The sequence below is a fragment of the Lysobacter panacisoli genome (assembly GCF_009765165.1).
GTDB lineage: Bacteria > Pseudomonadota > Gammaproteobacteria > Xanthomonadales > Xanthomonadaceae > Lysobacter_J > Lysobacter_J panacisoli.
Genome location: NZ_VLNU01000001.1, coordinates 730,532 through 754,959 on the forward strand (window position 1 = coordinate 730,532; position 24,428 = coordinate 754,959).

30 protein-coding genes and 1 tRNA gene are annotated in these 24,428 nt (G+C 67.9%); 8 read left to right on the top strand and 23 right to left on the bottom strand.

Features of this window, described 5'->3' with window-relative positions; genetic code table 11:
* Positions 1-76 precede the first annotated feature (76 nt).
* From FOF45_RS03605 to FOF45_RS03615, 3 genes are all read right to left on the bottom strand, one after another.
* On the bottom strand, positions 77-295 hold the full coding sequence (locus FOF45_RS03605) for an HP1242/YdcH family protein (RefSeq protein ID WP_158982642.1): 219 nt from the start codon (positions 293-295) through the stop codon (positions 77-79).
* Positions 296-677: 382 nt separating this feature from the next.
* Positions 678-1,571 carry an OmpA family protein gene (locus FOF45_RS03610; RefSeq protein ID WP_158982643.1) on the bottom strand — a complete coding sequence of 298 codons (894 nt, stop codon included), beginning with the start codon at positions 1,569-1,571 and terminating at the stop codon, positions 678-680.
* Positions 1,568-1,948, bottom strand: coding sequence for a DUF4398 domain-containing protein (locus FOF45_RS03615; protein WP_158982644.1), 381 nt, complete (start codon positions 1,946-1,948; stop codon positions 1,568-1,570). Before FOF45_RS03615 ends, FOF45_RS03610 begins: the two co-directional genes overlap by 4 nt.
* 108 nt (positions 1,949-2,056) lie before the next feature.
* On the opposite strand from FOF45_RS03615, the gene FOF45_RS03620 reads away from it, so the two are divergent.
* Complete coding sequence (locus tag FOF45_RS03620; RefSeq protein WP_158982645.1) at positions 2,057-3,166, top strand: PilT/PilU family type 4a pilus ATPase; 1,110 nt, start codon at positions 2,057-2,059, stop codon at positions 3,164-3,166.
* 79 nt (positions 3,167-3,245) lie between these two features.
* Here FOF45_RS03620 and maiA read toward each other — a convergent pair whose 3' ends face one another.
* From maiA to rplM, 5 genes are all read right to left on the bottom strand, one after another.
* Positions 3,246-3,914, bottom strand: coding sequence for a maleylacetoacetate isomerase (maiA, locus tag FOF45_RS03625; protein WP_158982646.1), 669 nt, complete (start codon positions 3,912-3,914; stop codon positions 3,246-3,248).
* A gap of 69 nt (positions 3,915-3,983) precedes the next feature.
* On the bottom strand, positions 3,984-4,973 hold the full coding sequence (locus tag FOF45_RS03630; RefSeq protein WP_158982647.1) for a fumarylacetoacetate hydrolase family protein: 990 nt from the start codon (positions 4,971-4,973) through the stop codon (positions 3,984-3,986).
* Positions 4,974-5,188: 215 nt separating this feature from the next.
* Positions 5,189-5,263 (bottom strand) — tRNA-Gln (locus FOF45_RS03635).
* A gap of 27 nt (positions 5,264-5,290) precedes the next feature.
* On the bottom strand, positions 5,291-5,683 hold the full coding sequence (gene rpsI / locus FOF45_RS03640) for a 30S ribosomal protein S9 (RefSeq protein ID WP_158982648.1): 393 nt from the start codon (positions 5,681-5,683) through the stop codon (positions 5,291-5,293).
* 28 nt (positions 5,684-5,711) lie between these two features.
* A complete protein-coding gene (gene rplM, locus FOF45_RS03645) occupies positions 5,712-6,140 on the bottom strand; it encodes a 50S ribosomal protein L13 (protein ID WP_158982649.1) in 429 nt (142 codons plus the stop codon).
* An 82-nt stretch (positions 6,141-6,222) separates the two neighbouring features.
* Here rplM and FOF45_RS03650 point away from each other — a divergent pair, with 82 nt between their 5' ends.
* Both FOF45_RS03650 and coq7 read left to right on the top strand, forming a co-directional pair.
* Positions 6,223-7,500 (top strand): (Fe-S)-binding protein, encoded by a 1,278-nt coding sequence (locus FOF45_RS03650; RefSeq protein WP_158982650.1) that lies wholly within the window; start codon positions 6,223-6,225, stop codon positions 7,498-7,500.
* Between the two features lie 9 nt (positions 7,501-7,509).
* Positions 7,510-8,154 (top strand): 2-polyprenyl-3-methyl-6-methoxy-1,4-benzoquinone monooxygenase, encoded by a 645-nt coding sequence (gene coq7, locus FOF45_RS03655; RefSeq protein WP_158982651.1) that lies wholly within the window; start codon positions 7,510-7,512, stop codon positions 8,152-8,154.
* A 64-nt stretch (positions 8,155-8,218) separates the two neighbouring features.
* Here coq7 and speD read toward each other — a convergent pair whose 3' ends face one another.
* On the bottom strand, positions 8,219-9,013 hold the full coding sequence (gene speD / locus FOF45_RS03660; RefSeq protein ID WP_064747203.1) for an adenosylmethionine decarboxylase: 795 nt from the start codon (positions 9,011-9,013) through the stop codon (positions 8,219-8,221).
* A 216-nt stretch (positions 9,014-9,229) separates the two neighbouring features.
* On the opposite strand from speD, the gene crp reads away from it, so the two are divergent.
* Genes crp through FOF45_RS03675 form a run of 3 tightly spaced genes read left to right on the top strand, consistent with a single transcriptional unit; the run spans position 9,230 to position 10,780 of the window.
* Positions 9,230-9,916, top strand: coding sequence for a cAMP-activated global transcriptional regulator CRP (crp, locus tag FOF45_RS03665; protein ID WP_158982652.1), 687 nt, complete (start codon positions 9,230-9,232; stop codon positions 9,914-9,916).
* A gap of 7 nt (positions 9,917-9,923) precedes the next feature.
* Positions 9,924-10,385 (top strand): GNAT family N-acetyltransferase, encoded by a 462-nt coding sequence (locus tag FOF45_RS03670; protein ID WP_158982653.1) that lies wholly within the window; start codon positions 9,924-9,926, stop codon positions 10,383-10,385.
* Between the two features lie 23 nt (positions 10,386-10,408).
* A complete protein-coding gene (locus FOF45_RS03675) occupies positions 10,409-10,780 on the top strand; it encodes a zf-TFIIB domain-containing protein (protein ID WP_158982654.1) in 372 nt (123 codons plus the stop codon).
* 15 nt (positions 10,781-10,795) lie between these two features.
* Here FOF45_RS03675 and FOF45_RS03680 read toward each other — a convergent pair whose 3' ends face one another.
* From FOF45_RS03680 to FOF45_RS03745, 14 genes are all read right to left on the bottom strand, one after another.
* Positions 10,796-11,581, bottom strand: coding sequence for a haloacid dehalogenase-like hydrolase (locus tag FOF45_RS03680; RefSeq protein ID WP_158982655.1), 786 nt, complete (start codon positions 11,579-11,581; stop codon positions 10,796-10,798).
* Positions 11,578-12,369, bottom strand: coding sequence for an indole-3-glycerol phosphate synthase TrpC (gene trpC / locus FOF45_RS03685; RefSeq protein WP_158982656.1), 792 nt, complete (start codon positions 12,367-12,369; stop codon positions 11,578-11,580). Before trpC ends, FOF45_RS03680 begins: the two co-directional genes overlap by 4 nt.
* 4 nt (positions 12,370-12,373) lie before the next feature.
* Positions 12,374-12,739 carry an antibiotic biosynthesis monooxygenase family protein gene (locus FOF45_RS03690; protein WP_158982657.1) on the bottom strand — a complete coding sequence of 122 codons (366 nt, stop codon included), beginning with the start codon at positions 12,737-12,739 and terminating at the stop codon, positions 12,374-12,376.
* A gap of 1 nt (position 12,740) precedes the next feature.
* Positions 12,741-13,787 carry an anthranilate phosphoribosyltransferase gene (trpD, locus tag FOF45_RS03695; RefSeq protein WP_158982658.1) on the bottom strand — a complete coding sequence of 349 codons (1,047 nt, stop codon included), beginning with the start codon at positions 13,785-13,787 and terminating at the stop codon, positions 12,741-12,743.
* A gap of 39 nt (positions 13,788-13,826) precedes the next feature.
* Positions 13,827-14,417: an anthranilate synthase component II gene (locus FOF45_RS03700; protein WP_158982659.1), complete on the bottom strand. Its 591-nt coding sequence runs from the start codon at positions 14,415-14,417 to the stop codon at positions 13,827-13,829.
* A gap of 307 nt (positions 14,418-14,724) precedes the next feature.
* Positions 14,725-16,074, bottom strand: coding sequence for a sensor histidine kinase (locus tag FOF45_RS03705; RefSeq protein WP_158982660.1), 1,350 nt, complete (start codon positions 16,072-16,074; stop codon positions 14,725-14,727).
* Positions 16,071-16,745 carry a response regulator transcription factor gene (locus tag FOF45_RS03710; RefSeq protein ID WP_158982661.1) on the bottom strand — a complete coding sequence of 225 codons (675 nt, stop codon included), beginning with the start codon at positions 16,743-16,745 and terminating at the stop codon, positions 16,071-16,073. Before FOF45_RS03710 ends, FOF45_RS03705 begins: the two co-directional genes overlap by 4 nt.
* Positions 16,746-16,891: 146 nt before the next feature.
* Positions 16,892-17,077, bottom strand: coding sequence for a hypothetical protein (locus FOF45_RS03715; protein WP_158982662.1), 186 nt, complete (start codon positions 17,075-17,077; stop codon positions 16,892-16,894).
* Positions 17,078-17,244: 167 nt separating this feature from the next.
* Positions 17,245-17,946, bottom strand: coding sequence for a hypothetical protein (locus FOF45_RS03720; RefSeq protein ID WP_158982663.1), 702 nt, complete (start codon positions 17,944-17,946; stop codon positions 17,245-17,247).
* A 199-nt stretch (positions 17,947-18,145) separates the two neighbouring features.
* Entirely contained in the window at positions 18,146-19,633 is a 1,488-nt protein-coding gene (gene trpE, locus FOF45_RS03725) for an anthranilate synthase component I (RefSeq protein ID WP_158982664.1), read from the bottom strand.
* Positions 19,634-19,741: 108 nt separating this feature from the next.
* Entirely contained in the window at positions 19,742-20,710 is a 969-nt protein-coding gene (yegS, locus tag FOF45_RS03730) for a lipid kinase YegS (RefSeq protein ID WP_158982665.1), read from the bottom strand.
* Between the two features lie 231 nt (positions 20,711-20,941).
* Positions 20,942-21,415 carry a ribonuclease E activity regulator RraA gene (rraA, locus tag FOF45_RS03735; protein ID WP_158982666.1) on the bottom strand — a complete coding sequence of 158 codons (474 nt, stop codon included), beginning with the start codon at positions 21,413-21,415 and terminating at the stop codon, positions 20,942-20,944.
* Complete coding sequence (rpe, locus tag FOF45_RS03740) at positions 21,412-22,086, bottom strand: ribulose-phosphate 3-epimerase (RefSeq protein ID WP_158982667.1); 675 nt, start codon at positions 22,084-22,086, stop codon at positions 21,412-21,414. Before rpe ends, rraA begins: the two co-directional genes overlap by 4 nt.
* 93 nt (positions 22,087-22,179) lie before the next feature.
* The gene (locus tag FOF45_RS03745; protein ID WP_158982668.1) at positions 22,180-22,515 is read right to left on the bottom strand and encodes a J domain-containing protein; all 336 of its coding nucleotides are present in this window, start codon (positions 22,513-22,515) and stop codon (positions 22,180-22,182) included.
* A 159-nt stretch (positions 22,516-22,674) separates the two neighbouring features.
* Here FOF45_RS03745 and FOF45_RS03750 point away from each other — a divergent pair, with 159 nt between their 5' ends.
* Positions 22,675-23,595, top strand: coding sequence for a phosphoribosylaminoimidazolesuccinocarboxamide synthase (locus FOF45_RS03750; protein WP_158982669.1), 921 nt, complete (start codon positions 22,675-22,677; stop codon positions 23,593-23,595).
* 302 nt (positions 23,596-23,897) lie between these two features.
* Positions 23,898-24,401, top strand: coding sequence for an Mpo1 family 2-hydroxy fatty acid dioxygenase (locus FOF45_RS03755; RefSeq protein ID WP_158982670.1), 504 nt, complete (start codon positions 23,898-23,900; stop codon positions 24,399-24,401).
* The last annotated feature ends 27 nt before the right edge of the window (positions 24,402-24,428 follow it).

Consider the following 24,428-nt stretch of genomic DNA (forward strand, 5'->3'; position numbering starts at 1 on the left):
GCCCCGGTTCCGGGAGACGCAGGCGGAGAGACCGACGAGGAAGTCGCCGCCCGCGGCGAGGAAGTCTGGGTGGGGGTCAGTGGGGTTGTGTGTCGTACATCCGGACCAGCCGGTCCTTCGCAGCCAGTTTCTCGCGCTTCATCTGCGCAAGGGTGAGGTCATCGATCGGCAACACGCCCAGCTCGGCGTCCATCACCTTCTTGTCGAGATCCTTGTGGCGCTGGTAGAGCTGGCGGAATTCCGGGTTGCTCTTCATCAGCGCTTCGATCTCGGGCTGCGGTCGTTCTTCGAACATGTAGTGCCTCCTTCAGCGGGTCGGGAAGCCCGGCCGCGAAGGCCGGACCCTTGCGGAAGGCCCCGCAGACGAAAACGCCCCGGTCGTCGGACCAGGGCGTCGTGCGGGGTCGTGGGGGATGGGCTGGTCGGAACCGGTGCCGGCATCACACAGGCCGGCCGCCAACGAACGTGGGGCGGCGGGATCCTGCGAGAGGGGCGTTGACGTCATCGACCGGGCTCATCGCCAAGCGGAAAACAGGCCGCTTGGGTATCCGACCCTACTCCTCCCTCCCCCGGTCGGCAAGGGTGATTTTGGCGAGCTGTGAGCCCCGTCGCGGACGTCGCGACGAGCGGGGACCGGCACTGGCCGGCCCCGCCCGGAGACGACGTAACTTATTGTTTTACTTCGACTGAACGACGACTTCCGTGCGATCGGCCTTGCCCGCGCGGCCGGTCACCTGGACCTTGCCCTGCGCCATGCCGCCGGCGACCAGCGCATCGCGCACAGCCTCGGCGCGACGCTGGGCGAGCTTGGCATCGGCCGCGGTCACGTCGACCTTGACGCCCGTCGCGGACGACGACGCCTGCACGTAGGCGGCGACCGTCTTCGCAGTCGATTGTGCGTCGCCGCTGAGGCTGGCCTTGCCCGCGCCGAAGCTGCCCTTGCCGAGGGTGAACACCTCGCCGCGGTTGTCGCGCTTGGACGACGGCAGCTTGCCGCCGGTGACCAGCTCGGCTTCTTCGCGGGCCAGCTTGGCCTCGCGCTCGCGCGCGGCGTTGAGGCGGGCGGCCTGTGCACCGGCCACGCCCTTCAGCGCGGTCTCCACGTCCTGCATGGCGACCGCATCGGCCTCGCTCTGCACGCGCAGGCGCTCGGCTTCCTCGGCCTGCATCTGTGCCTGCAGGCGCAAGCGCTCGGCCTCGGCGCGCGCGCGCGCGGCGTCCTGGCGACTGGCTTCGACCAGCAGTTCGCTGCGCTCGCGCTCCAGGCGATCGACCTCGCGCTGCATCGCCTGCGCGCGCGCGGTGATCTCGGCGATCTGCACGCGACGCTCGGCCACGTACAGGGCGTCGGGCCGGGCACGCCCGGAAGCCTGAGCGAGCGCATCGATGGCCTGGCGGGCCTGCAGGCGTTCGTAGGCGCCGAAGGTGTTGAGCTGGGAATCGGCCTCGAGCGTGGTCAGGCGCTGGCCGAGGCGGACCACGTCCGGGTTGTCCGCGGCGAACGCGGGCGCGACGGCGAAGGCCAGGGCCAGCGCGGCCGGAAGGAATGCGGGAAGGAGGCGACGGCTCACGGCTGGCCCTCCGTCTGCAGTCGGTTGCGCAACTCGCCGACCTCGGCCTGGCGCTGGCTCAGCTGCGCCTGGGCCAGGGCCTCGCGGCTCTTGGCGTAGGCCAGGTCCGCGTCGGCCGCGGCCGCCAGGGCCATGCGACGGGCGTCGTCCTCGTCCCCGGAGCTCATCGCGGACTGGGCGCGGGACAGCGCGTTGCGGGCCGCGTTGAGGTCCTGCAGGGCGTACTGGTCGCCGTCGGCGTCCTCGGCACGGGTCACGGCCTGGCGCGCGGCTGCCAGCTCGCCGGTCGGCGGCGGCAGGGACGCGCACGAGGAGAGTGCGGAAGCGAGAACTGCAACCAGCAGCGGAAATCGGATTTGTGCGAAGCTTGGGCGCATTGGGGAGGCCGGGCCTGAGTTGTACGCGCGGCCATTGTCGTAAAGCCGCCTGCGGGGTTGCAACGTTACCCCAAGGGCGCGCGTCGAGGTCAACAAGGGGTTTGCTGCATGGACATCGGCTATTTTCTGAAGCTGATGACGGAAAAGAACGCGTCGGACATGTTCCTGACGACCGGCGCGCCGGTGTACATCAAGGTCGAAGGCAAGCTGTATCCGCTTGGCAACACGGGCCTGCCGCCCGGCATGGTCAAGAAGATCGCCTATTCGCTGATGGACGAGGGCCAGGTTCCGCTCTTCGAGCGTGACCTCGAGCTGAACATGGCACTCGCACTGCCCGAGGCCGGCCGCTTCCGCATCAACGTGTTCAAGCAACGCGGCGAGGTCGGCATGGTGATCCGTGCGATCCGCAGCGTGATCCCATCGATCGAGGAGCTGCAGCTGCCGCAGGTGCTGAAGGACATCATCATGGCCCCGCGTGGCCTGGTGCTGATCGTCGGTTCCACCGGTTCGGGCAAGTCGACGACGCTCGCGTCGATGATCGACTACCGCAACAGCAACATCTCGGGGCACATCCTCACCATCGAGGATCCGATCGAGTACCTGCACAAGCACAAGAAGTCGATCGTGAACCAGCGCGAAGTCGGCCTGGACACGCACGCGTTCCACAACGCCCTGAAGAACGCGATGCGCGAAGCGCCCGACGTGATCCTGATCGGCGAAATCCTGGATGCGACCACGATGGAGGCGGCCATCGCCTTCGCCGAGACCGGCCACCTGTGTCTGGCGACGCTGCATTCCAACAACGCCGACCAGACGCTGGAACGCATCCTCAATTTCTTCCCGGAAGCCGCGCACAAGAACGTGCTGATGAACCTCGCGCTGAACCTGCGCGCGGTGGTCAGCCAGCGCCTGGTGGTCGGCACCGACGGTCGTCGCGTGCCTGCCGCGGAAGTGCTGATCAACACGCCGCACATCCGCGACCTGATGCGCCGCGGCCAGGTGCACGAGATCAAGCAGGCGATGGAGGAATCGCTGGAAGAAGGCATGGAGTCGTTCGACCAGTGCCTGTTCCGCCTCTACAAGGAAGGCAAGATCGACATGGAAGAGGCGCTCAAGGCCGCCGATTCGCGCGAAGGCCTGGCACTCAAGTTCCGCCTGTCCGAAGGCGCGAGCGGCGAGCACGACCCCTACGCGGACGTGTACGCGACCACGACCTGACGCTCGCCCACCGCTGAAGCTGCAAACGAACAGGCCCGCACGAAGCGGGCCTGTTTCGTTCTTGTGCGATGGTGCGCGCTCAGGTCGTTTCGGGCGCATCCGGCTGGCGCTCGGGCCGCGCCGCGTCGAAGGCCGGCAGCGCGAGGCACGCCTTCTCGATGCGCATGATCGTGGGATACGCCCCAAGGTCCACGCCGAAACGGCGCGCGTTGTAGACCTGCGGCACCAGGCAGCAGTCGGCCAGCGTCGGCGTGTCGCCTTCGCAGAACAGGCCGGTCGAAGGATGGTCGGCGAGCATCGCTTCCAGCGCGACGAAGCCTTCGTGGATCCAGTGCTGCACCCACGCGTCGCGCTCCGGCTGAGGTACGTGCCAGCTATGGCTGAAGTACTGCAGCACGCGCAGGTTGTTGAGCGGATGGATGTCGCACGCGATCGTCTGCGCGATGCCGCGCACGCGCTGACGGTCGCGCGCGGCCGCGGGCAGCAGCGGCGGCTCCGGCCAGGTTTCGTCGAGGTACTCGAGGATCGCCACCGACTGGCGCATGACGCGCTCGCCGTGCTGCAGCACCGGCACCAGTCCCTGCGGATTCACGTCGCGGAAGGATTCGGTGCGCTGTTCGCCGCCATCGCGCAGCAGGTGCACGGGCACGGTTTCGTACGGCAACGCCTTGAGGTTCAGGCCGATGCGCACGCGGTACGCCGCGCTCGAACGCCAGTACGAGTACAGCCGCAGGTGCTCAGCCGCCATCTTCCCTCTCCCCTCGCGGACGCGGTGCGTCCGGTCTGCGCGCGGCGGGATCGCCGCGCGCCTTGCCCCTCAGTTTTCCTTCGCGCGCTCGATGCGCTGCTCGATCGCGCCGAACACGTCGCTGCCATCGCGCGCGCGCATTTCGATGCGCACGGTGTCGCCGAAGCTCATGAACGGCGTGATCGGCTTGCCCTGCTCGAGCGTCTCGACCGTGCGCTTCTCTGCGAAGCACGATGCGCCCAGCGAAGTGTCCTCATTCGCCACCGTGCCGGAACCGACAATGGTGCCAGCCGACAGCGGACGCGTCTTCGCGGCGTGCGCGACGAGCTGGGCGAAATCGAACTGCATGTCCACGCCCGCTTCGGGCGCACCGAACCATTCACCGTTGATATGCGTCAGCAGCGGCAGGTGCACCTTGCTGCCCTTCCACGCATCGCCGAGTTCGTCCGGCGTCACGAACACCGGGCTCAGCGCCGAACGCGGCTTGGACTGCAGGAAGCCGAAGCCCTTGGCGAGTTCGTTTGGAATCAGATTGCGCAGCGACACGTCGTTGACCAGGCCGATCAGCTGGATGTGCGCGGCGGCCTGTTCCGGCGTGGGCGCCATCGGAACGTCGTCGGTAACGATCACGACTTCGGCCTCCAGGTCGATGCCGTAATCCTCGCTCGGCACGCGCACCGGATCGCGCGGGCCGTAGAAACCGGCGCTCACGGCCTGGTACATCAGCGGATCGGTGTAGAAGCTTTCCGGCACTTCGGCACCGCGCGCACGGCGCACGCGCTCGACGTGCGGGAGATACGCGGAGCCATCGACGAACTCGTACGCGCGCGGCAGCGGCGCGGCGAGCGCGGTCATGTCGACGTCGAACGCGTCCTGCGCGGCGCCATCGTTGAGCGCGTCGTAAAGCGCGTTCAGGCGCGGCGCGGTGTTCGACCAGTCTTCCAGCGCGCGCTGCAGCGTCTCGGCGATGCCGGTCGCGCGCACGGCGCGGCGCAGGTCACGGGAAACGACGATCAGGGTGCCGTCGCGGCCGCCTTCCTTCAGGGAACCAAGCTTCATCGAAACTCCGGAATTCAGCGCTCGCGCGCGATGGTTTCAATTGTAACGACTGCGCACGCTGCGAGGACATGGAACGTAAACGCAATGCGCGGCTGCAACCCGCCATGACGCGATCGCGGCATTGAAATGCACCGCGTCGCCGTGGACAAGCATCGTGGAATGCCTGGCGCGCGGGCAACAAAAAACCCGCCTTGCGGCGGGTTTCTTGTTTGTTCTGGCAGCCCCGGAAGGATTCGAACCTCCGAATGTCTGAGTCAGAGTCAGATGCCTTACCGCTTGGCGACGGGGCTATGGAGCAGATTGTAACCCGAAAAAGATTAGCGCTTGGAGAACTGCGTAGCGCGGCGGGCCTTGTGCAGACCGACCTTCTTACGCTCGACTTCACGCGCATCGCGGGTCATGAAGCCGGCCTTGCGCAGCTCGGACTTCAGGGTTTCGTCGTACTCGACCAGCGCGCGGGCGATGCCCAGGCGGATCGCACCGGCCTGGCCGGTGATGCCGCCGCCGGCGACGGTGACCACGACGTCGAACTTGTCGGACGACTGGGTCAGCTCGAGCGGCTGGCGCACGATCATGCGCGCGGTCTCACGACCGAAGAAGTCTTCGATCGAACGCTGGTTGATGGTGATCTTGCCGTCGCCCTTGCGCAGGAACACGCGGGCGGTGGAGGACTTGCGGCGGCCGGTGCCGTAGTTCTGCTGGAGTGCCATGGGATGTCTCTAGGAATTAGGTCCGAACTCAGAAGTCCAGCGTCTGCGGCTGCTGGGCGGCATGCGGGTGCTCGGAGCCCTTGTAGACCTTGAGCTTGCGATACATGGCGCGGCCGAGCGGATTCTTCGGCAGCATGCCCTTCACGGCGATCTCGATCACGCGCTCCGGATGGCGCTCAAGCGCCTGGGCGAGGGTCTCGGTCTTCAGGTTGCCGATGTAGCCGGTGAAGCGGTGGTACTGCTTGTCGGCCAGCTTGTTGCCGGTGACGACGATCTTCTCGGCGTTGATGACGATCAGGTAATCACCCGTATCGACGTGCGGGGTGAACACGGGCTTGTGCTTGCCACGCAGACGGCGGGCGAGTTCGGAGCACAGGCGGCCGAGGGTCTTGCCTTCGGCATTGACCACGTACCAGTCACGCTGGACGGTCTCGTTCTTGGCGGTGAAAGTCTTCATGACTGATCTGGTCTTGGTTACTCGGTCGGGTTGGTTCCGCGTCGGTTTCGGCTAGGCCGGTCCGGCGGAACTTCGCCACGCGATGTGGGAGGTGGAACGAAAGAAGCGGGATGATAACGGGGCAGCGGGGCCCGCGCAAGTCGCTGGGACGCCGCTGCTAGAATCCGGGTCCATGCCAGCCAGCACGCGTGAACCCGGACCGACCGACCCGCTGGTGGCCTTGGCCGATCGCTGCGTGCAGTGCGGCCTGTGCCTGCCGGCTTGCCCGACCTACGGGCTGGAGCGCAACGAGGCCGAATCGCCCCGCGGCCGCATCGCCCTGGCCCGCGCCTGGGCGCTGGAGACCCTGGACCCCACCGCCACCGGCGACGCCCACCTCGACCATTGCCTGGGCTGCCGCAGCTGCGAGGCGGTCTGCCCGGCGGGCGTGAAGTATGGCGCCTTGCTGGCCGCGGCACGCGAGCGCCAGCGCAAACGCCGCCCCGCCGGCTGGCGCACACGGCTCCTCGAAGGGCTGGTCACCCGGCCGGCGCTGCTCGCAGCCGCGCTGGGCCTGTATCGAACGCTCCATGCCGCCTTGCCCTCGCGCTGGAGGCCGGTGCCGCGTCCGCCGCGCGGTCCGGTTCGGCCCGCTGCGATTAACGAATCCAGCCGCGTGGCCCTTTTCACCGGCTGCGTCGCCAAGCCCTACGAAACAGGCGTACGCGATGCGGTCGTCCGCCTCTGCGGTGCGCTCGGCGTCGCGGTGGCGGAACCGAACGGTCAGGGATGCTGCGGCAGCCTCCACGCGCATGCCGGCAACAACGCTGACGCCGCGCGCCTCGCCGAACGCAATCGCACGGCCTTCGCTCGTGCGGAAACCGTGCTGACGCTCGCCAGTGGTTGCCACGAATCGGTGTCGCAATCGCTTTCCAGCTCGACGCGCACGATCGACGCCCTCGAATTCCTCGCTGAACGACTCGCCCAAGCCCCCGACACGCTACGCTGGCGCACGACCGATGAGACGATCGCGCTGCACCTGCCCTGCACCCAGCGCAACGTGGTGCGATCGGTGCCCGCGATGCGCCGCCTGCTCGCAGCCGTACCGGGCCTGCGCGTGATCGAACTCGACAGCGGATTCGGCTGCTGCGGCGCGGCCGGCCTGCAGATGATCGAAGATCCGGAGCGTGCAGCGCAGTTCCGCGAACCGCTGCTGCGCTCGCTCGATGCCAGCGGCGCGACGCGTCTACTCAGTGCGAACATCGGTTGCCGCCTCCACCTGGGCAACGGCACGACGATTCCCGTGCAGCACCCGCTGGAGTTCCTCGCCGGCTGCCTTGATCCCGAGTCTTCACCGCATCCCGGCGCGAGCGACGCGTAAACTGGGCACATGAACGCCACCCGCGAACTCACCCCGCTGGACCGTTTCCTTGCCGATACGCAGCGCGCGCTCGACACGGTATTCGGCGCACCGACCGCGGAGCGCGACAACCCGTCGGACGGCGTGGCCCAGGTCGAACTCCACGACGACGAGCGCCGCCATTCCGCCGGGCTGATGCGCATCAACCACGTCGGCGAAGTCTGCGCGCAGGCCCTGTATTGCGGCCAGGCCGCGGTCGCGCGCGATCCCGCCACGCGCGCGCACCTGCTCGAAGCCGCGCAGGAAGAGACCGACCACCTCGCCTGGTGCGCGGACCGCCTGCGCGAACTCGACAGCCGCCCCAGCCTGCTCAACCCGGTCTGGTACGCCGGCAGTTTCGCCATCGGCGCGCTCGCCGGACTGCGCGGCGATGGCTGGAACCTCGGCTTCGTGGTCGAAACCGAACGCCAGGTCGAAGCGCACATCGACGAACACCTCGACTCGCTCCCCGCCGCCGACGCGCGCAGCCGGGCGATCCTCGAAGTGATGAAGACCGACGAAGCCCGCCACGCCGACCACGCCGAAGCGGCCGGCGCGCGCATCCTGCCGCCGCCGGTACCGTCGCTGATGGCGGCCGCGTCGACGCTGATGAAGGCGGTGGCGTACCGGATCTGATCCGGATCGCCAGGCACAAAAAAGGCCGGCAATGCCGGCCTTTTTCATGCCTGTCGGGGCTCGCTCAGTCGGCGAGATTGCGACCGTGGTAGAGCTCTTCGATCTCGCGGCGCAGGCGCGCTTCGATCTTCATGCGCTCCTTGAACGAGAGGTTCTTGGCCTTTTCCTCGAACAGGTAGGTGTCGAGGTCGAACTCCTTCAGGTGCATCTTCGTGTGGAAGATGTTTTCCTGGTAGACGTTCACGTCGAGCATCTCGTAGCGCGACTTGATGTTCTTCGCCAGGTAGTCCTGGATCGAATTGATCTTGTGGTCGATGTAGTGCTTCTTGCCCTTGATGTCGCGGGTGAAACCGCGCACGCGGTAGTCCATCACCACGATGTCGGACTCGAAGCTCTCGATCAGGTAGTTCAACGCCTTCAGCGGCGAGATCACGCCGCAGGTGGCGACGTCGATGTCGGCACGGAAGGTCGCGATGCCGCTGTCCGGATGGGTTTCCGGATAGGTGTGCACCGTGATGTGCGACTTGTCCATGTGCGCGACCACGGCGTCGGAGATGATCTCCTTACCGGCGGCCTTCTTGTCGATCACCGGTTCCTCGGAGATGAGGATGGTCACCGACGCGCCCTGCGGGTCGTAGTCCTGGCGGGCGATGTTCAGGATGTTCGCGCCGATGATCTCGGCCACGTCCGTCAGGATCTGGGTCAGTCTGTCGGCGTTGTACGCCTCGTCGATGTACTCGATGTAACGACGACGCTCGTCCTCGGACGCCGCGAAGCAGACGTCGTAGATATTGAACGAGAGGGCCTTGGTGAGGTTGTTGAATCCTTGCAACCTCAGGCGAGGCAACGGCTTGACCACGGCAGTAGGTATCCCGGTAGGGCGGCGAGGGCCGGAATTATGAGGCACAAAGCCCTGCGGGGGAACGCAAGGCCCGACCAGGGCCTCTGCCCGGCCGGAGCTGAACCGGAAGCATCGTCACAGGTTAGAGTTCACGGCGTGTGACGCAGTGGGGCGGATATTTGCCCAACGCGTTACTTCGGCCTAAGCTCGCCCAATCACACAACTTTCACGCCCATGTCCGCCAATCCGGTTGCCTCCTCGCCCGTCCGCCGTACCAACAGCCCGCTGCTGCCGGACGGTGCCACCATCGAGCGCTTCCTGGCGCACTGCCACCGTCGCCGCTATCCATCGCGGACCGACGTGTTCCGCCCGGGCGACCCGGCCAGCACGCTGTACTACATCGTCTCCGGCTCGGTCAGCATCATCACCGAGGAAGAAGACGGCCGTGAGCTGGTGCTGGGCTACTTCGGCCCCGGCGAGTTCGTGGGCGAGCTGGGCCTGTTCATCGCCAGCGACCAGCGCGAAGTCATCCTGCGCACGCGCAGCACCTGCGAGCTGGCCGAGATCGGCCACGAGCGCCTCTACGACCTGCTGCTGACGCGCCTGTCGCTCGACGCGCCCAAGCTGCTGTACGCCATCGGCGCGCAGATCTCGCGGCGCCTGCTCGACACCAGTAGGAAAGCCGGCCGCCTGGCATTCCTCGACGTGACCGACCGCATCGTCCGCGCCCTGCACGACCTGGCCAAGGAGCCGGAGGCCATGAGCCATCCGCAGGGCACCCAGATCCGCGTGTCGCGCCAGGAGCTCTCGCGCCTGGTCGGCTGCTCGCGCGAAATGGCCGGTCGCGTACTCAAGAAGCTGCAGGCCGACGGCAAGCTGCACGCCCGCGGCAAGACCGTCGTCCTGTACGGCACGCGCTGAACCCCGCATGGGGCGCGTCGCGGGCACCGGCGAGGCGGCCGCGCGCATCCGGGCGGCGGAGCTGGGCGACGCAAGCGACGTCGCCTTCCTGCTCGGCGAGCTGGGCTATCCCTGCACCCGCGACGAGGCCGCCGAGCGCATCGCGGTCGTCCGCCACGATCCACGCCAGCACCTGCTGCTCGCGGAAGTCGAAGGCGACGCCTGCGGACTGGTCTCGCTCTACACCCTCTATTCGGTGGTCCACGGCTGCGAGCTGGCGCGCATCACCGGCCTGGTCGTGCTGCCGGACAGCCAGGGCCACGGCATCGGCCGGCGCCTGCTGAAGGAAGTCGAATCGATCTCGCGCCGCAGCGGCGTGCGCCGCATCGAGATCACCAGCAATTCCAGCCGCACCGGCGCGCAGGCGTTCTACCGCCGCTGCGGCTACCTCGACGACGCGATGCGCTTCATCAAGGCGCTAGGCGACTGACACCACCGACGACGGATCGTTCCATGCAGTGTCCCAAGTGCAGTTCTCCGATGGAAACGATCGGCATCCTGTCCTCGCGCTCGCAGCGCTGCACGCAGTGCGGCGGCCTGTGGCTGACGATGGGCGAGAACCGGCTGCTCAAGGCCGAGGCGGAGCGCGTCGATACTGGCGATGCCGCCGTGGGCGAGCACTACAACCACGTCGACCGGATCAAGTGCCCGGTCTGTGCCGACCGCCAGCTGGTGCGCATGGTCGACGCGCACCAGCCGCACATCTGGTTCGAGAGCTGCAGCAACTGCTTCGGCCGCTTCTACGACGCCGGCGAATTCCGCGACTACGCCGAGCACACGCTGCTGGACTTCATCCGCGATCTCGACGCGCCCGAGCGCGTCTGACCGCACACGACGGCGTTATCGCACCGGGTCGCCGCCGCGGTCCTTGCAGCCCCAGTTGAGGATCGGCGTCCCCGGCGGCAGCACGCGCCGGAACATCGCCACGCGCCGGCGTTTCGGGTTCACGACCACCGGCCTGCGCGCCGCCTTGAGCAGCGGCAGGTCGGCGCTGGAATCGGAGTACGCCACCGCGACCTGGTCGTAACCGGCGTCCCAGATCATCCGCATCTTGTTCTCGTGGTGGCAGTGCTCGACGGTGATCATGCCGCCGAGGAACGGGCCGCTGATGCTGCCGATCACCGGCAGGTCCTCATGGGCCACGAAATCCAGGATCGCGCGTGCCAGCTCCGGCGAAGCGCCGGTGGCGATGATCACGCGATCGCCCGCATCGCGATGCTTCTGCAGCACCTTCAGTGCGACCGGCAGCAACCGCGCGCGGATTTCCTTCGCGTGCGTGGTCACGTAATGGTCGATCAGCCGGTCCATGTCGCGTCGGCGATGCGTGCCGATGGTGGCGATCCACAGGTAGACCGAGATCGCGCGGCGGCGCGTCGGCAACCACGCGATCATCGGCAACAGCAGCGGCGAAACCAGCAAGGCAGCGACGACGCGCGCCCAGTCGCGGCGGATCAGCCACAGGACGAGATGGCTGCCGGAGTCGCCGTCGTAGAGCGTGTGGTCGAAATCGAACACCACCAGCGGAGCATAGGGACGCTCGTTCTTGCCTTCGCCGATCGGCGCAACCGCCGCCGCGCCGGGCAGGTGCTCGATGTTCGCGTTGGTCGGCGTTGGGTTCGCGCTCATGCCGCGAACAGCCGCTGCAACGCGGCGCCCGGCTCGTTCTCGCGCATGAACGACTCACCGACCAGGAAGGTCTGCACGCCGGCCTCGCGCATGCGCGCGACGTCGGCCTGGGTGGCGATGCCGCTCTCGGTGACCAGCGTGCGGTCGCGCGGCACCGCGTCGCGCAGCGACAGCGTGGTGTCCAGCGAGACTTCGAACGTGCGCAGGTTGCGGTTGTTCACCCCGATCAGCTCGCAATCGGTCTGCAGCGCGCGCTCGAGCTCGTCGATGTCGTGCACTTCCACCAGCACGTCCATGCCCAGCTCCATCGCGAGGTTGGCCATCTCGACCATCGGTCCGTCTTCGAGCGCGGCCACGATCAGCAGGATCGCGTCGGCGCCGATCACGCGCGCTTCGTACACTTGGTACGGATCGATGGTGAAATCCTTGCGCAGCACCGGCAGCGCGCAGGCGCCGCGCGCCTCGCCCAGGTACAGGTTGCTGCCCTGGAAGAAGTCCACGTCGGTCAGCACCGACAGGCAGGCGGCGCCGCCTTCCTCGTAGCTGCGCGCGATCTGCGCCGGATTGAAGTCCTTGCGGATCAGACCCTTCGACGGGCTGGCCTTCTTCACTTCGGCGATGACGGCTGCGTCGCCGGCCGCGTGCTTGCGCTTGATCGCATCGACGAAACCGCGCGTGGGCGGCTGCTGCAGCGCGCGCACGCGCAGGTCCGCGAGCGGACGCACGCGGCTGCGCTGTTCGATCTCCTCGGCCTTGCGCGCGAGGATGGTGTTGAGGATGTCGCTCATTGCGTCAGTTTGGGGGATTTGCAGGTGCAGGCGTAGTGGCAGGTTTCGCGTATGCGCGTTCGACTTTCGCCACGCGCAGTTCGTAGTGTTCGTACCAGTGCACGCGGCCGTGGGCGCGCGTAGCCGCGTGCTCGGCGTGCTGGCGCCAGGCGGCGATGGCCTCCTCGCTTTCCCAGTACGACACGGTGATACCGAATCCGTCCGCGCCACGCGTCGATTCCACGCCGAGGTAACCGGGCTGCTGCGCGGCCAGTTCGACCATGCGCTGCGCCGCTTCCGCGTAGCCGGCGTCGTCGTGGCCGTTGCGGCGCGAGGAGAAGATCACCGCGTAGTACGGCGGTTTCGGCAGGCGGGCGAAGGACTCGTCCATCTCAGGCCCCCACCGGTGCGCCGGCGAGTTCGCGCGTGACGGCGACGAACTCCTCCAGCTTCGCCTTCGCCGCGCCCGACGCCAGCGCCGCACGCGCGCGGTCGATGCCATCGGCGATGCTGTCGGCGACGCCGGCGGCGTAGATCGCCGCGCCGGCATTGAGCGCGACGATCTCGCGCGGCAGGCCATTCTCGTTGTTCAGTGCCTGCATCAGCAGGACTTTCGATTCGGCGGCGTCGTTGACGCGCAGGTTGCGGCTGGCGGCCATCGCGATGCCGAAGTCTTCCGGATGCACCTCGTACTCGCGCACCACGCCATCGCGCAGTTCACCGACCAGGCTGCCGGCACCGAGCGACAGCTCGTCCATGCCGTCGCGCCCCCATACCACCAGCGCGCGTTTCGCACCGAGTTCCTGCAGCACGCGCACCTGGATGCCGACGAGGTCGGGATGGAACACGCCCATCAGGATGCTCGGCGCACCGGCCGGATTGGTCAGCGGACCGAGGATGTTGAAGATCGTGCGCACGCCCATCTCGCGACGCACCGGCGCGACCACCTTCATCGCCGGATGGTGCACGGGCGCGAACATGAAGCCGATGCCGCAACGTTCGATCGACTGCGCGACCTGCCCCGGTTGCAGCTCGATCGCCGCGCCGAGGGCTTCCAGTACGTCGGCGCTGCCGGACTTGGACGACACGCTGCGGTTGCCGTGCTTTGCGACCTTCGCGCCAGCCGCGGCCACCACGAACATGCTCGCGGTGGAGATGTTGAACGTGTGCGCGCCGTCGCCACCGGTGCCGACGATGTCGACCAGATGATCGCGATCGGCGACCTCCACCGGACGCGCGAACTCGCGCAGCACCGTCGCCGCGCCGGCGATCTCGCCGACCGTTTCCTTCTTCACGCGCAGGCCGGTGAGGATCGCGGACGTCATGGTCGGCGTGACTTCGCCGCGCATGATCATGCGCATCAGATCCACCATCTCGTCGTGGAAGATCTCGCGATGCTCGATGGTGCGCTGCAGGGCTTCTTGCGGAGTGATGGGCATGGTCGTGGGGCCGGCGGGGCAGCCGCGTCGTTCTCTACTTTAGCGTTCGAGGAAGTTCTTCAGCAGCGCGTGGCCGTGCTCGGTGAGGATCGACTCGGGATGGAACTGCACGCCCTCGACCGGGTGCTCACGGTGGCGCAGACCCATGATCTCGTCGAACTCGGAGCCGCCGGCGCCGTCGTCGACCTCGGTCCAAGCCGTGATTTCCAGGCTCTCGGGCAGGGTATCGCGGGCGACGACCAGCGAGTGGTAGCGCGTGGCCTCGTAGTTGTCCGGCAGCCCGGCGAACACGCCCCTGCCCTCGTGGCGGATGCGCGAGGTCTTGCCGTGCATGATCCGCTTGGCGCGCACGACGTCGCCGCCATAGGCCTGGCCCAGGCTCTGGTGGCCCAGGCACACGCCGAACACCGGGATGCGCGGGCCGAGCTGGCGGATCACCTCGACCGACACGCCCGCTTCGTTGGGCGTGCACGGTCCCGGCGATACCACGATGCGCTCGGGCGCCAACGCCTCGATCTGCGCGACCGACAGTTCATCGTTGCGGACCACCTTCACCTCCGCCCCGAGCGCCTGCAGGTACTGCACGAGGTTGTAGGTGAAGCTGTCGTAGTTGTCGATCATCAACAGCATCGGCGGGGACTCGCAGGAAGAAGGGCCCGGACGGCGCGCGCGGGCAAGCCGCCATTATCCCGCGCGACCGGGGGTCGTTGCGTGGTGGGCGTGGATCGGGGGCGCGGGGCCGCGGATACGGCCGGGGATGGATCAGTGCGGGAAGCGGAGGTCACAGCGCGGTTCCTGTGGCGACGACGGGACGAGGCGGACGGAAGCCAGAGGCCACCATCGCCAACCCCGGTCGGCGGCAAGGAACTGCGGGAAGGGACGCACGATCATGGCCCGTACTGTAGCGGCTCCGCGCGCATGGCGCGAGCCGCGCGGCTCACGCCACCGGCAGCACCACCTGCGCGCGCAGGCCCGGTGTGCGGTCGAGGAGGAGGATGTGCCCGCCGTGGCGGTGCGCGATCGCGCGCGCCAGGCTCAGGCCGAGCCCGCTGCCCGGCGTGCCTCGATGCGATTCCAGGCGCTGGAAGCGGTCGAACACGCGCTCGCGGTCGGCCTCGGGAATGCCCGGCCCGGCGTCGTCGATCCACAGCACCGCGCCGTCCGCCGTGGCCGGCAGGGCGATCGCGACGTCGCTGCCCGCGGGGGCGTACTTGAGCGCGTTGTCGAGCAGGTTGACCAGCATCTGGAACAGCTGGTCGCGGTCGCCGCGCACCTGCACCGGATGCAGTTGCGCGTGCAGGCGGATCGCGCGCTCGCCGCCGATCGGCGTGTACAGCTCCACTGCATCGGCCACGAGTGCGGACAGATCGAGCAGCGGCCCTTCCGAGGCCGGCGGCTGCGCCTCGATGCGCGCCAGCCGCAACAGCGCACCGAACGTGTGCAGCAGCTGGTCGGTTTCCAGCACGGCCGCGTCGAGCGCGGCGCGATCGGCGGTGTCCTCGCCGGTGCGACGACGCAGGTCTTCGAGCCGATTGCGCAGTCGCGTGAGCGGCGTGCGCAGGTCGTGGGCGATGTGGTCGGTCGCGTGGCGTACGCCGCCGAGCAGCTCCTCGATGCGGTCGAGCATCGCGTTGAAGCGGCGCGCGAGCCGGTCGAACGCGTCGTTGCTGCCGTCCAGCGGAACGCGCAGGTCGAGCTCGCCACCACCGACGCGAACGGCGGTGCGGTCGAGGCTGCCCAGGCGCCGTGCCACCCAGCGCGAGGTCAGTGCACCGGCCAGCGCGCCGAGCGTTGCGGCGACCAGCAGCGCGACCAGCGCGGTGCGCAGCATCAGCGCGAGGAACCGGTCCTGAGACTGCAAGCGCAAACCGGTGAGCAGCTCACTGCCGTCGCCGAGCGGTTGCAGGTACGCAAGCACACGCGGCGAATCGCCGTTGCGTTCGAACGTCACCCAGCGCGGTCGCGGTTTCGACGGCTTCGCGACTGGCAACGACGACGCCTCGCCGAGCAGCACGTTGCCGCTCGCGCCGATCAGCGCATACACCGCGTCGGGATCGTCGGGCGCCTCGATGCGGTCACGCAGTTCGACTTCCAGTGCGGTGCGACCACCCTCGCGGTACAGCTCGACCAGCCCCGCCGCGTCGGTACGCACCAGTTCGCGCGCGTCCTGCAGCAACAGCGTGGAGACGGCGACGTACACGCCCACGCCCAGCACCACGAACGCCAGCAGGAACGACGCCATGACCGCGAGGGCCAGGCGCGTGCTGGTCGAGCGCAGCATGCTCATTCGCCGAGCCGGTATCCCGCGCCGCGCACGGTGTGCAGCAGCGGCGACTCGAAGCCGTGGTCGATCTTCTGCCGCAAGCGGCTGATGTGCACGTCGATCACGTTGGTCTGCGGATCGAAGTGGTAGTCCCACACCGCCTCCAGCAGCATGGTGCGCGTAACCACGCGACCGGCCTGGCGCATCAGGTATTCGAGCAGGCGGTACTCGCGCGGTTGCAGCTCGATGCGCTTGCCAGCGCGGCGCGCGTCGCGCGAGAGCAGGTCCAGCTCGAGGTCGCCCACCTGCAGGCGGACGGGTTCGCGCGGTTCATCGCGCGTGCGGCGCACGATGCTGTCCAGCCGCGCGCTCAGTTCGGAGTAGGCGAACGGTTTGACCAGGTAATCGTCGGCGCCCGCACGCAGGCCTTCGACACGATGGTCCACCTCGCCCAGCGCGGTCAGCAGCAGCAGCGGCGTGCGGTTGCCCGCGCCGCGCAGCGTCTGCAGCAGCACCAGCCCGTCGAGCCCGGGCAGCATGCGGTCGAGCACGACCGCGTCGAAGGTTTCGGTGGTCGCAAGGAACAGACCGGTCTTGCCGTCGCCGACGTGCTCGACGGTGTGACCGTCCTCGCGCAGTCCCTTGCCGATGAAGGCCGCGGTGTGGGGATCGTCTTCGATCAGCAGGACGCGCATGGCAACTCCCAACGTCGGAAAAAAGGATACCCCGCCGACAGGGAGATCGACGGGGTATCCGCCCGCGTTGCACGGGCTCCGGGGACAGGCTTCAGGAACAGGGTTCAGGAACGGGCTTGAGGACGCACTTCAACAGCGGACTTGGATCAGCTCTTCTTCGCGTCGGCGCTCGGGGTCTGGGTCTTGGTCTCGGCCTTCTTGCCCGCGTGCTTGTGCTTGGCGACGGTCGTCTTGGCGGGCGCGGCCGGCGGGTTGGACGACGGCGGCGCGGCCAGGGCGGCACCGGCGAACGCGGTCAGGGCAACAGCGAACAGGGACTTGCGGAGGTTCATGGGTGACTCCTGATGAGGACATCGCGGTGATGGATTCGGCGTCGGCACATCTCCGGCGCAGGATCAGAGTGCGCGCGACAGCCTCACCGGCCCCTTTCCGGCACATGAAAGATCGGTAATGTTCGCGGCGCCGCAGAAAGCGGCGCCACGTGCGCTCAGCGGCGCGCTCAGGCTGCGCCGCTGCCCCGTCGCAGCGGCACCGGCGCGGTGGCGATGCGGCTCTTCAGGTCCGACATCGTGCCGGGCAGGACCACCAGGTACGTCAGCAGCTGTTCGGCCAGTTCCAGCAGCAGTTCCGCAGTGACCTTGTCGATGGTCGCCTCGTCGTCGAACTGGCGACCGAAGGTGCCGCCCGCCGCGAGCAACTGCGCGATGTCCTGCAACGGACGCGAGAGGTCCACGTCCTGCGGGAGCGCTTCGAGCTTGCGCGTGAGCGAAAGCTCGCGCTTGTCCTCGGCCAGCATGCGCGTGGCCAGGCCGCCGATCAGATGGCGCACGGTCAATGCCGTCGCACCCCATTCGGCACGGTTGTAGAGCTTGAGCGCGGATTCGTAGCTGCGTGCCAGCGGCGCGGACAGCGCCTGCAGGTGCTCGACACCCGACATCGGTTCGCGCCCGGCGGGCTTGGGATAGCAGAACAGTCCGCCTTCCTTGCGCGTGCCATCGGCTTCGAGCAGCTGGACGAACAGCACCGCCTCCTCGCAGCGCGCGCACACCAGCTCGCTCGCGGCGAGCTGGCGCCCATGCTCCTGCCACGTTCGCGCCTCGAACACCGCCTCTTTCAGGCAGTGCGGGCAGATGACCTCGACGGTCCGCGGAAACGTATTGGAAAACCGGGATTGAACGAGGTTGTCTTGGACGAGTTGCATCGCCGCCTCCTTCCCGCTGGTTCGTGATCCCAACGAAGTACGCCGGGCCGCTGGTGCACGACGACCTCACGCCGCCAGTGAACACCGGCGTTTGTGAATAAAACGTTGTGGAGGCGCGTTCGCGGTCAACCTGCGCGCACGATCTCTGCGGCCGGCGATGAAGGCCGCGTGGAGACGATGCGGCGGACGGCGAACGCCGTCACAGTCCCTTGGCGGCCTGCGCGACCGCGCGGAACAACGCGCGCCCCTTGTTCATCGTCTCCTCCCACTCCATCGCGGGATCGGAGTCGTAGACGATGCCGGCGCCGGCCTGCACGTACAGGCGCCCGTCCTGGATCACCGCGGTGCGGATCGCGATGGCCGTATCCGCGTCGCCGCTGCGTCCTTCCTCGCCCCAGCCGATGTAGCCGATGGAACCGGCGTAGACGTTGCGCCGGATCGGTTCGAGTTCGCGGATCACTTCCAGCGCGCGGATCTTCGGCGCGCCGCTGACCGTGCCGGCGGGGAACGTCGCGCGCAGCACGTCGGCGTAGCTCAGGTCCGGCTTCAGCGTGCCGGTCACTTCGCTGACGATGTGCATGACGTGGGAATAGCGTTCGATCACGAACTGCTCGCCCACTTCCACGCTGCCCGCTTGCGACACGCGACCGACGTCGTTGCGGCCGAGGTCGATCAGCATCAGGTGTTCGGCGCGCTCCTTCGGATCGGCCAGCAGCTCGGCTTCGAGCGCGGCGTCCTGCTCCGGCGTCTCGCCGCGCGGGCGCGTGCCGGCGATCGGACGCACCGTCACGATGCCGTCCTGCAGTCGCACCAGGATTTCCGGCGAACTGCCGACGACCTGCGTGCCACCGACATCGAGGTAGTACATGTACGGCGACGGATTCAGCGCACGCAGCGCGCGATAGACATCGACAGGGCGCGCCTTGAACGGCACCGACAGGCGCTGGCTCAGCACGACCTGGAAGATGTCGCCGGCGCGGATGTACTCCTTCGATTTCTCCACCGCGTCGATGAAGCCTTCGCGGGTGAAGCCTGAGACGAAATCCGCCTCGTCGAGCACGCGGCCTTCCAGTGTCTCCGGATACCCCGGGCCGCCTTGCCGAAGGCGATGCACGAGTTCATCCAGGCGCCGGTTCGCGCGCGCCAGTGCGCGCGGCTCCGACGGATCGGCGTGCACGATCAGGTACAGCCGGCCCTTGAGATTGTCGAACACCGCCAGCTCGTCGCTCTGCATCAGCAGGATGTCGGGCGTGCCCAGTTCGTCCGGCTTGTCGCCACCGGCCAGGCGCGGCTCGATGTACTGGATGCATTCGAAACCGAACCAGCCGACGAGTCCGCCGGTGAAACCCGGCAGTCCCGGGATCTGCGGCACGCTGTGCGCGGTGCGCAGGCGCTCGACTTCGGCGAACGGATCCTCGACGAGGCGGCTCTCGACCAGTTCGCCGTCCTCGGTGACGAACAGCGTGTGGCCCGCGAAGGCGTACACGCGGCGCGCAGGCAGGCCGATGATCGAATAGCGGCCGAAGCGCTCGCCGCCTTCGACCGATTCGAACAGATAGGTATGCGGACCGTCGGCGAGCTTGAGGTAGACCGACAGCGGCGTGTCGAGGTCGCTCGGGACCTCGCGCACGACGGGAACGAGGGTGTGGCCGTCAGCGGCCTGGGACTGGAATTGTTCGGGAGACACGCGGCATGTCCTGGAAGGTCGGAAGGGAATCGGCGTTGGCGACGGGTCGCCATCGCCAGTCCGTGCCGGCCAGGAGATGCTGGTTCGCGAGGATCGGATGAACGCGGTTCATCGGCCTACTGTAGCGGCTTCGCGGGCCTCGCGCGACGCGTTGCGCCGGAGCAGCGGACAGTCGACCGGCAGGTGCATGCGCACGGCACCGGGCACGCACTCGATCGAGAAACGGCGCGCCTGCACCGGCTCACCGTCGAGGTTGAGCGTGAGCGGCTCGTCGGATTCCACCGCCAACGCGCGCAGGCGCGCGCGTTCGGCCACTCGATCCAGCGCGGCATGACGACCCTCGCGCAGCACCGTGGCGATGGTGGACGCGACCTCGCCACTGAGTTCGGGAACCACGGTGAGATCGAACAGTCCGTCGTCGACCAGCGCATCCGGGCACAGCACCTGACCGCCGCCGGCCTGCCGACCATTGCCGATACCAAGCGCGAGGAACGCGCCGTCCCGCGCGAAATCCGCGCCGCGCAGGCGCGCGGATACCGGCTCGATGCGACCCACGCGCGCGACACCGGTGATGAAATACGCCAGTCCACCGAGCAGGTTCTTCAGACCGTCGTCGGTCTCGACCGTGATGTCGGTGCCGAAGCCGCCGCTGGCGAGGTTGGCGCACCAGCGGCGCTCGCCGTCCGCATCGATGCGCAGCAGGTCGATGGGAGTTGCGCCCGTTTCGCGAACCAGGCGCAGTGCATCGGTCGGCGTCGGCGGGATTTCCGCCGCCGTCGCGAAATCGTTGGCGGTGCCCAGTGGAACGAGCGCGAGCGTGGGCGTGTCGCGCCGCGTATCCGCCGATTCCGCGAGCGCCGCGGCGACTTCGCCGAGCGTGCCGTCGCCGCCACCGGCGATCACGCAATCGCAGCCGTCCGCGATCGCTTCCTCGACGTGGCGTCGTGCATCGCCGTGTTCCCACGTCACGCGCACCTCGAGCGCGACGCCGGCGTCGCGCATCGCGCCGACCGCTTCGCGCACGCTGTCGTCGCCTGCGGACTTGCCGTTGAGGATGAGGCGCCAGTGATTCGTCATCGCCGCCGCTGTCGTGGACCAGACCGCAGGCTACGCAACGCGGACGGGAGCGATCGTGAACGGGGAACTGCGCACGCGATTGAAGAACCCTGCAGCGCGTCACACATCCGTCATCGAAAGCCCGGAGAATCAGAGTCCATTCTCAAGGACGACGGACGGAGGCGGGATTGCCTCCAAGTATCCAGCGGCAAGCCAGCGATGGCTTGCCGCTTTGCTTTGCGAATGCCGGGCTCAGCGCAGGTCGGTATCGGCGACGACCACGCCGTCTTCGTCTGCGCACAGCCAGTCGCCGGGACGGATGCGCACGCCGCCGAATTCGACGTCGACATCGCGTTCGCCCGCGCCGAGTTTCTCGGTCTTGCGCGGGCAGGTGCCCAGCGCCTTGACGCCCAGTTCGAGTGCACCGATCGCGCCGCTGTCGCGGATCGCGCCGAACACCACCACGCCGGCCCAGCCGTTCTCGGCCGCGCGTGCGGCGAGCAGGTCGCCGAGCATCGCTCGTTGCATCGAACCGCCGCCGTCGATCACCAGCACGCGGCCCTGCCCGGCTTCGTCGACCGCTTCGCGCACGCGCGAGTTGTCCTCGACCGCGCGCACCGTGCTGACGATGCCGTTGAATGCCAGTCGTCCGCCGTAGTCGCGCAACGGCAGGTCGACCACGCGAACCTGCGCGTCGTGGAGATCGCACAGGTCGCAGGTGTTCATGCGCGGGCCTTGGCCACCGCGTCCTTCATGCGGGCGATGACGTCCGCATAGTCGGGCGCGTTGAAGATGGCGGAACCGGCCACGAAGGTATCCGCGCCGGCGGCGGCGATCTCGCCGATGTTGTCGGCCTTGACGCCGCCGTCGATCTCCAGCCGGATCGGCTTGCCGCTGCGATCGATCATCGCGCGCACGCGGCGCAGTTTTTCCAGTGCGGAGGGAATGAAGCTCTGTCCGCCGAAGCCGGGATTCACCGACATCAGCAGCACCATGTCGAGGTCTTCCAGCACCCACTCCAGCACATCCACCGGCGTGGCGGGATTGAGCACCAGGCCGGCCTGGCAACCGTGCGACTTGATGAGCTGGATCGTGCGGTGCACGTGCGCGCTGGCTTCGGGATGGAAGCTGATCAACGAGGCGCCGGCCTTGGCGAAATCGGGAACGATGCGATCGACCGGCTCCACCATCAGGTGCACGTCGATCGGTGCGGTCACGCCGTGCTTGCGCAGCGCTTCGCACACCATCGGGCCGATGGTGAGGTTGGGCACGTAGTGGTTGTCCATCACGTCGAAATGGACCCAGTCGGCACCGGCCTTGAGCACGTTGTCGACCTCCTCGCCGAGCCGGGCGAAGTTGGCCGAAAGGATGGACGGGGCGATGACGGTGGATTGCATGGGCGATCTCGTGCGTGGGTCGGTATTCGCCTTCCCGCTCGGGAAGGTGGAAAGCGCAGCCGGCCGATTCGCCCGCAGGCGTCCGGCACGACCTTACCTGCTGCGACGCAGGGTCTTGATGCGGTCGTAGGCCTGGTTGATCTCGCGGGCCTTGGTTTCGGCCTGCTCGCGCAGTTCGCGCGCGGCGCCGGCGACCCGGTCCGGGTGGTACTGGGCGATCAGCCGCCGATAAGCCTGATCGACCTCGGCATCGGTGGCGTCGGAGGTCAGGCCCAGCGCGGCGTACGGATTGTCGCGGCTCAGCTTGAACCAGTCCGTGTCGAAGGCGTGGCCGATCAGCAGCCCGATCAGGGCGCCGAACAGCGGGTTCGTGCGGAACAGGGCCGCACCGGCAAAGAAGCCCAACAGCTTGCCGTACCAGCGTTTCATCGTCCTCCGCGCCGCCCCAGCGGCCCCGTGCGCCTGTTGGCGACAGTGTACCTGCACGCCGCCGCCGGCCGGCGTACACTGGCCGGCCCTGTCGCGCACGCGCGCGAGTCAAGGCGAGCGTATGGCGGGGACTCCGTGCACCCATTGGGGATTCCTGCGTTGTCCACGACCCTGCTCCAGTCCGACCTGCCCGGCCTCCACCTGCGTCATCGCGGCAAGGTCCGCGACGTCTTCGACCTGCCCGCCGATCGCCTGCCCGCCGATGCCGGCGACTGCCTGCTGATGGTGGCGACGGACCGGCTCTCGGCGTTCGACGTCGTCCTGCCCGACCCGATCCCCGGCAAGGGCGAGATGCTGTGCCAGATCAGCAACTTCTGGTTTGGCAAGACCGAGCACATCGTCCGCAACCATCTCACCGGGATAGACGTAGCCTCGGTCCTGCCCGACGGCGTGGACGCGGCGCTGTACGGCAAGCGCGCCGTGGTGACCAAGCGACTGAAGCCGGTGCCGATCGAATGCATCGCGCGCGGTTACCTGATCGGCAGCGGCTGGAAGGACTACCAGCGCACCGGCCGCGTCAGCGGCATCGCCCTGCCCGACGGCATGCGCCAGGCCGAGCAGCTGGCCGAACCGATCTTCACGCCTTCGACCAAGGCCGCGGTCGGCGACCACGACGAGAACATCGACTTCGACACGGCCGTGCGTTCGGTCGGCGCCGATCTCGCCGAACAGGTGCGCGACGCGACGCTGCGCCTGTACAAGTTCGCGCGCGACTACGCGGCGCAGCGCGGCATCATCCTCGCCGACACCAAGTTCGAATTCGGCCTCGACGCCGATGGTCGCCTGTACGTGATGGACGAGATGCTCACGCCCGACTCGTCGCGCTACTGGCCTGCCGACCAGTACGAAGTCGGCACCAGTCCGCCGAGTTACGACAAGCAGTTCGTGCGCGACTACCTGGAAACGCTGGACTGGGACAAGACGCCGCCGGGCCCGACGCTGCCGGCGCAGGTGATCGAGCGCACCCGCGCCAAGTACGCCGAGGCGCTGATGAAGCTGGCCGGGATCTCGGTGGACTGAGCGCACTTCCCCTCTCCCCTCGTGGGAGAGGGACAGGCCGCCGAAGGCGGCCAGGGAGAGGGGTGAGGAACGAAAAGCGCCCCCTCTTCCGGCGCTTCGCGCCACCTTCTCCCACGAGGGGAGAAGGGAGCAGCAACAACTCCTCTTTGCCGACGCACTCACTCCCCTCTCCCCTTGCGGGAGAGGGACAGGCCGCCGAAGGCGGCCAGGGAGAGGGGTAGGGAAGGAAGGGCAAGATCCCGCTATGCTCCGTACGTCCGCGCATTGAGCGCCGACCTTCATGCGCCTTGGGAGGGGTCGACATGAACACCGCCGCTGAAACGCAATCGTCCGCCGAACGTCCGATCGACCGCTGGTTCGCCAACTACTCCGGCGATCATCGCAACGCGGGCAACCAGCTCATCCATATCATCTGCGTTCCCGCCATCCTGTGGAGCGTGGTCGCGCTGCTGTGGTGCATCCCCTCGCCGGGCACGTGGTTCCGCGCCGGCTTCTGGGCCGGCCTGGCGATGCTCGCCACCGCGCTGTTCTACTACCGCGCCTCGCGCATGCTCGGCCTGGGCATGATCGTGGTGTACGTGCTGATGGGCCTGCTGACGCGCTGGCTGCACGACACCTACGGCACCAGCACGCTGCTGTGGCTCGCCATCGGCGTGTTCGTGGTCGCATGGATCGGCCAGTTCATCGGCCACAGCAAGCTGTTCGAAGGCAAGCGCCCGAGCTTCTTCACCGACCTCACCTACCTGCTGATCGGTCCGGCCTGGGTGTTGTCGAAGCTGTACCGCAAGCTCGGCATCCGCTACTGATCGATTGCGTGCGGATCACCGTGCGGG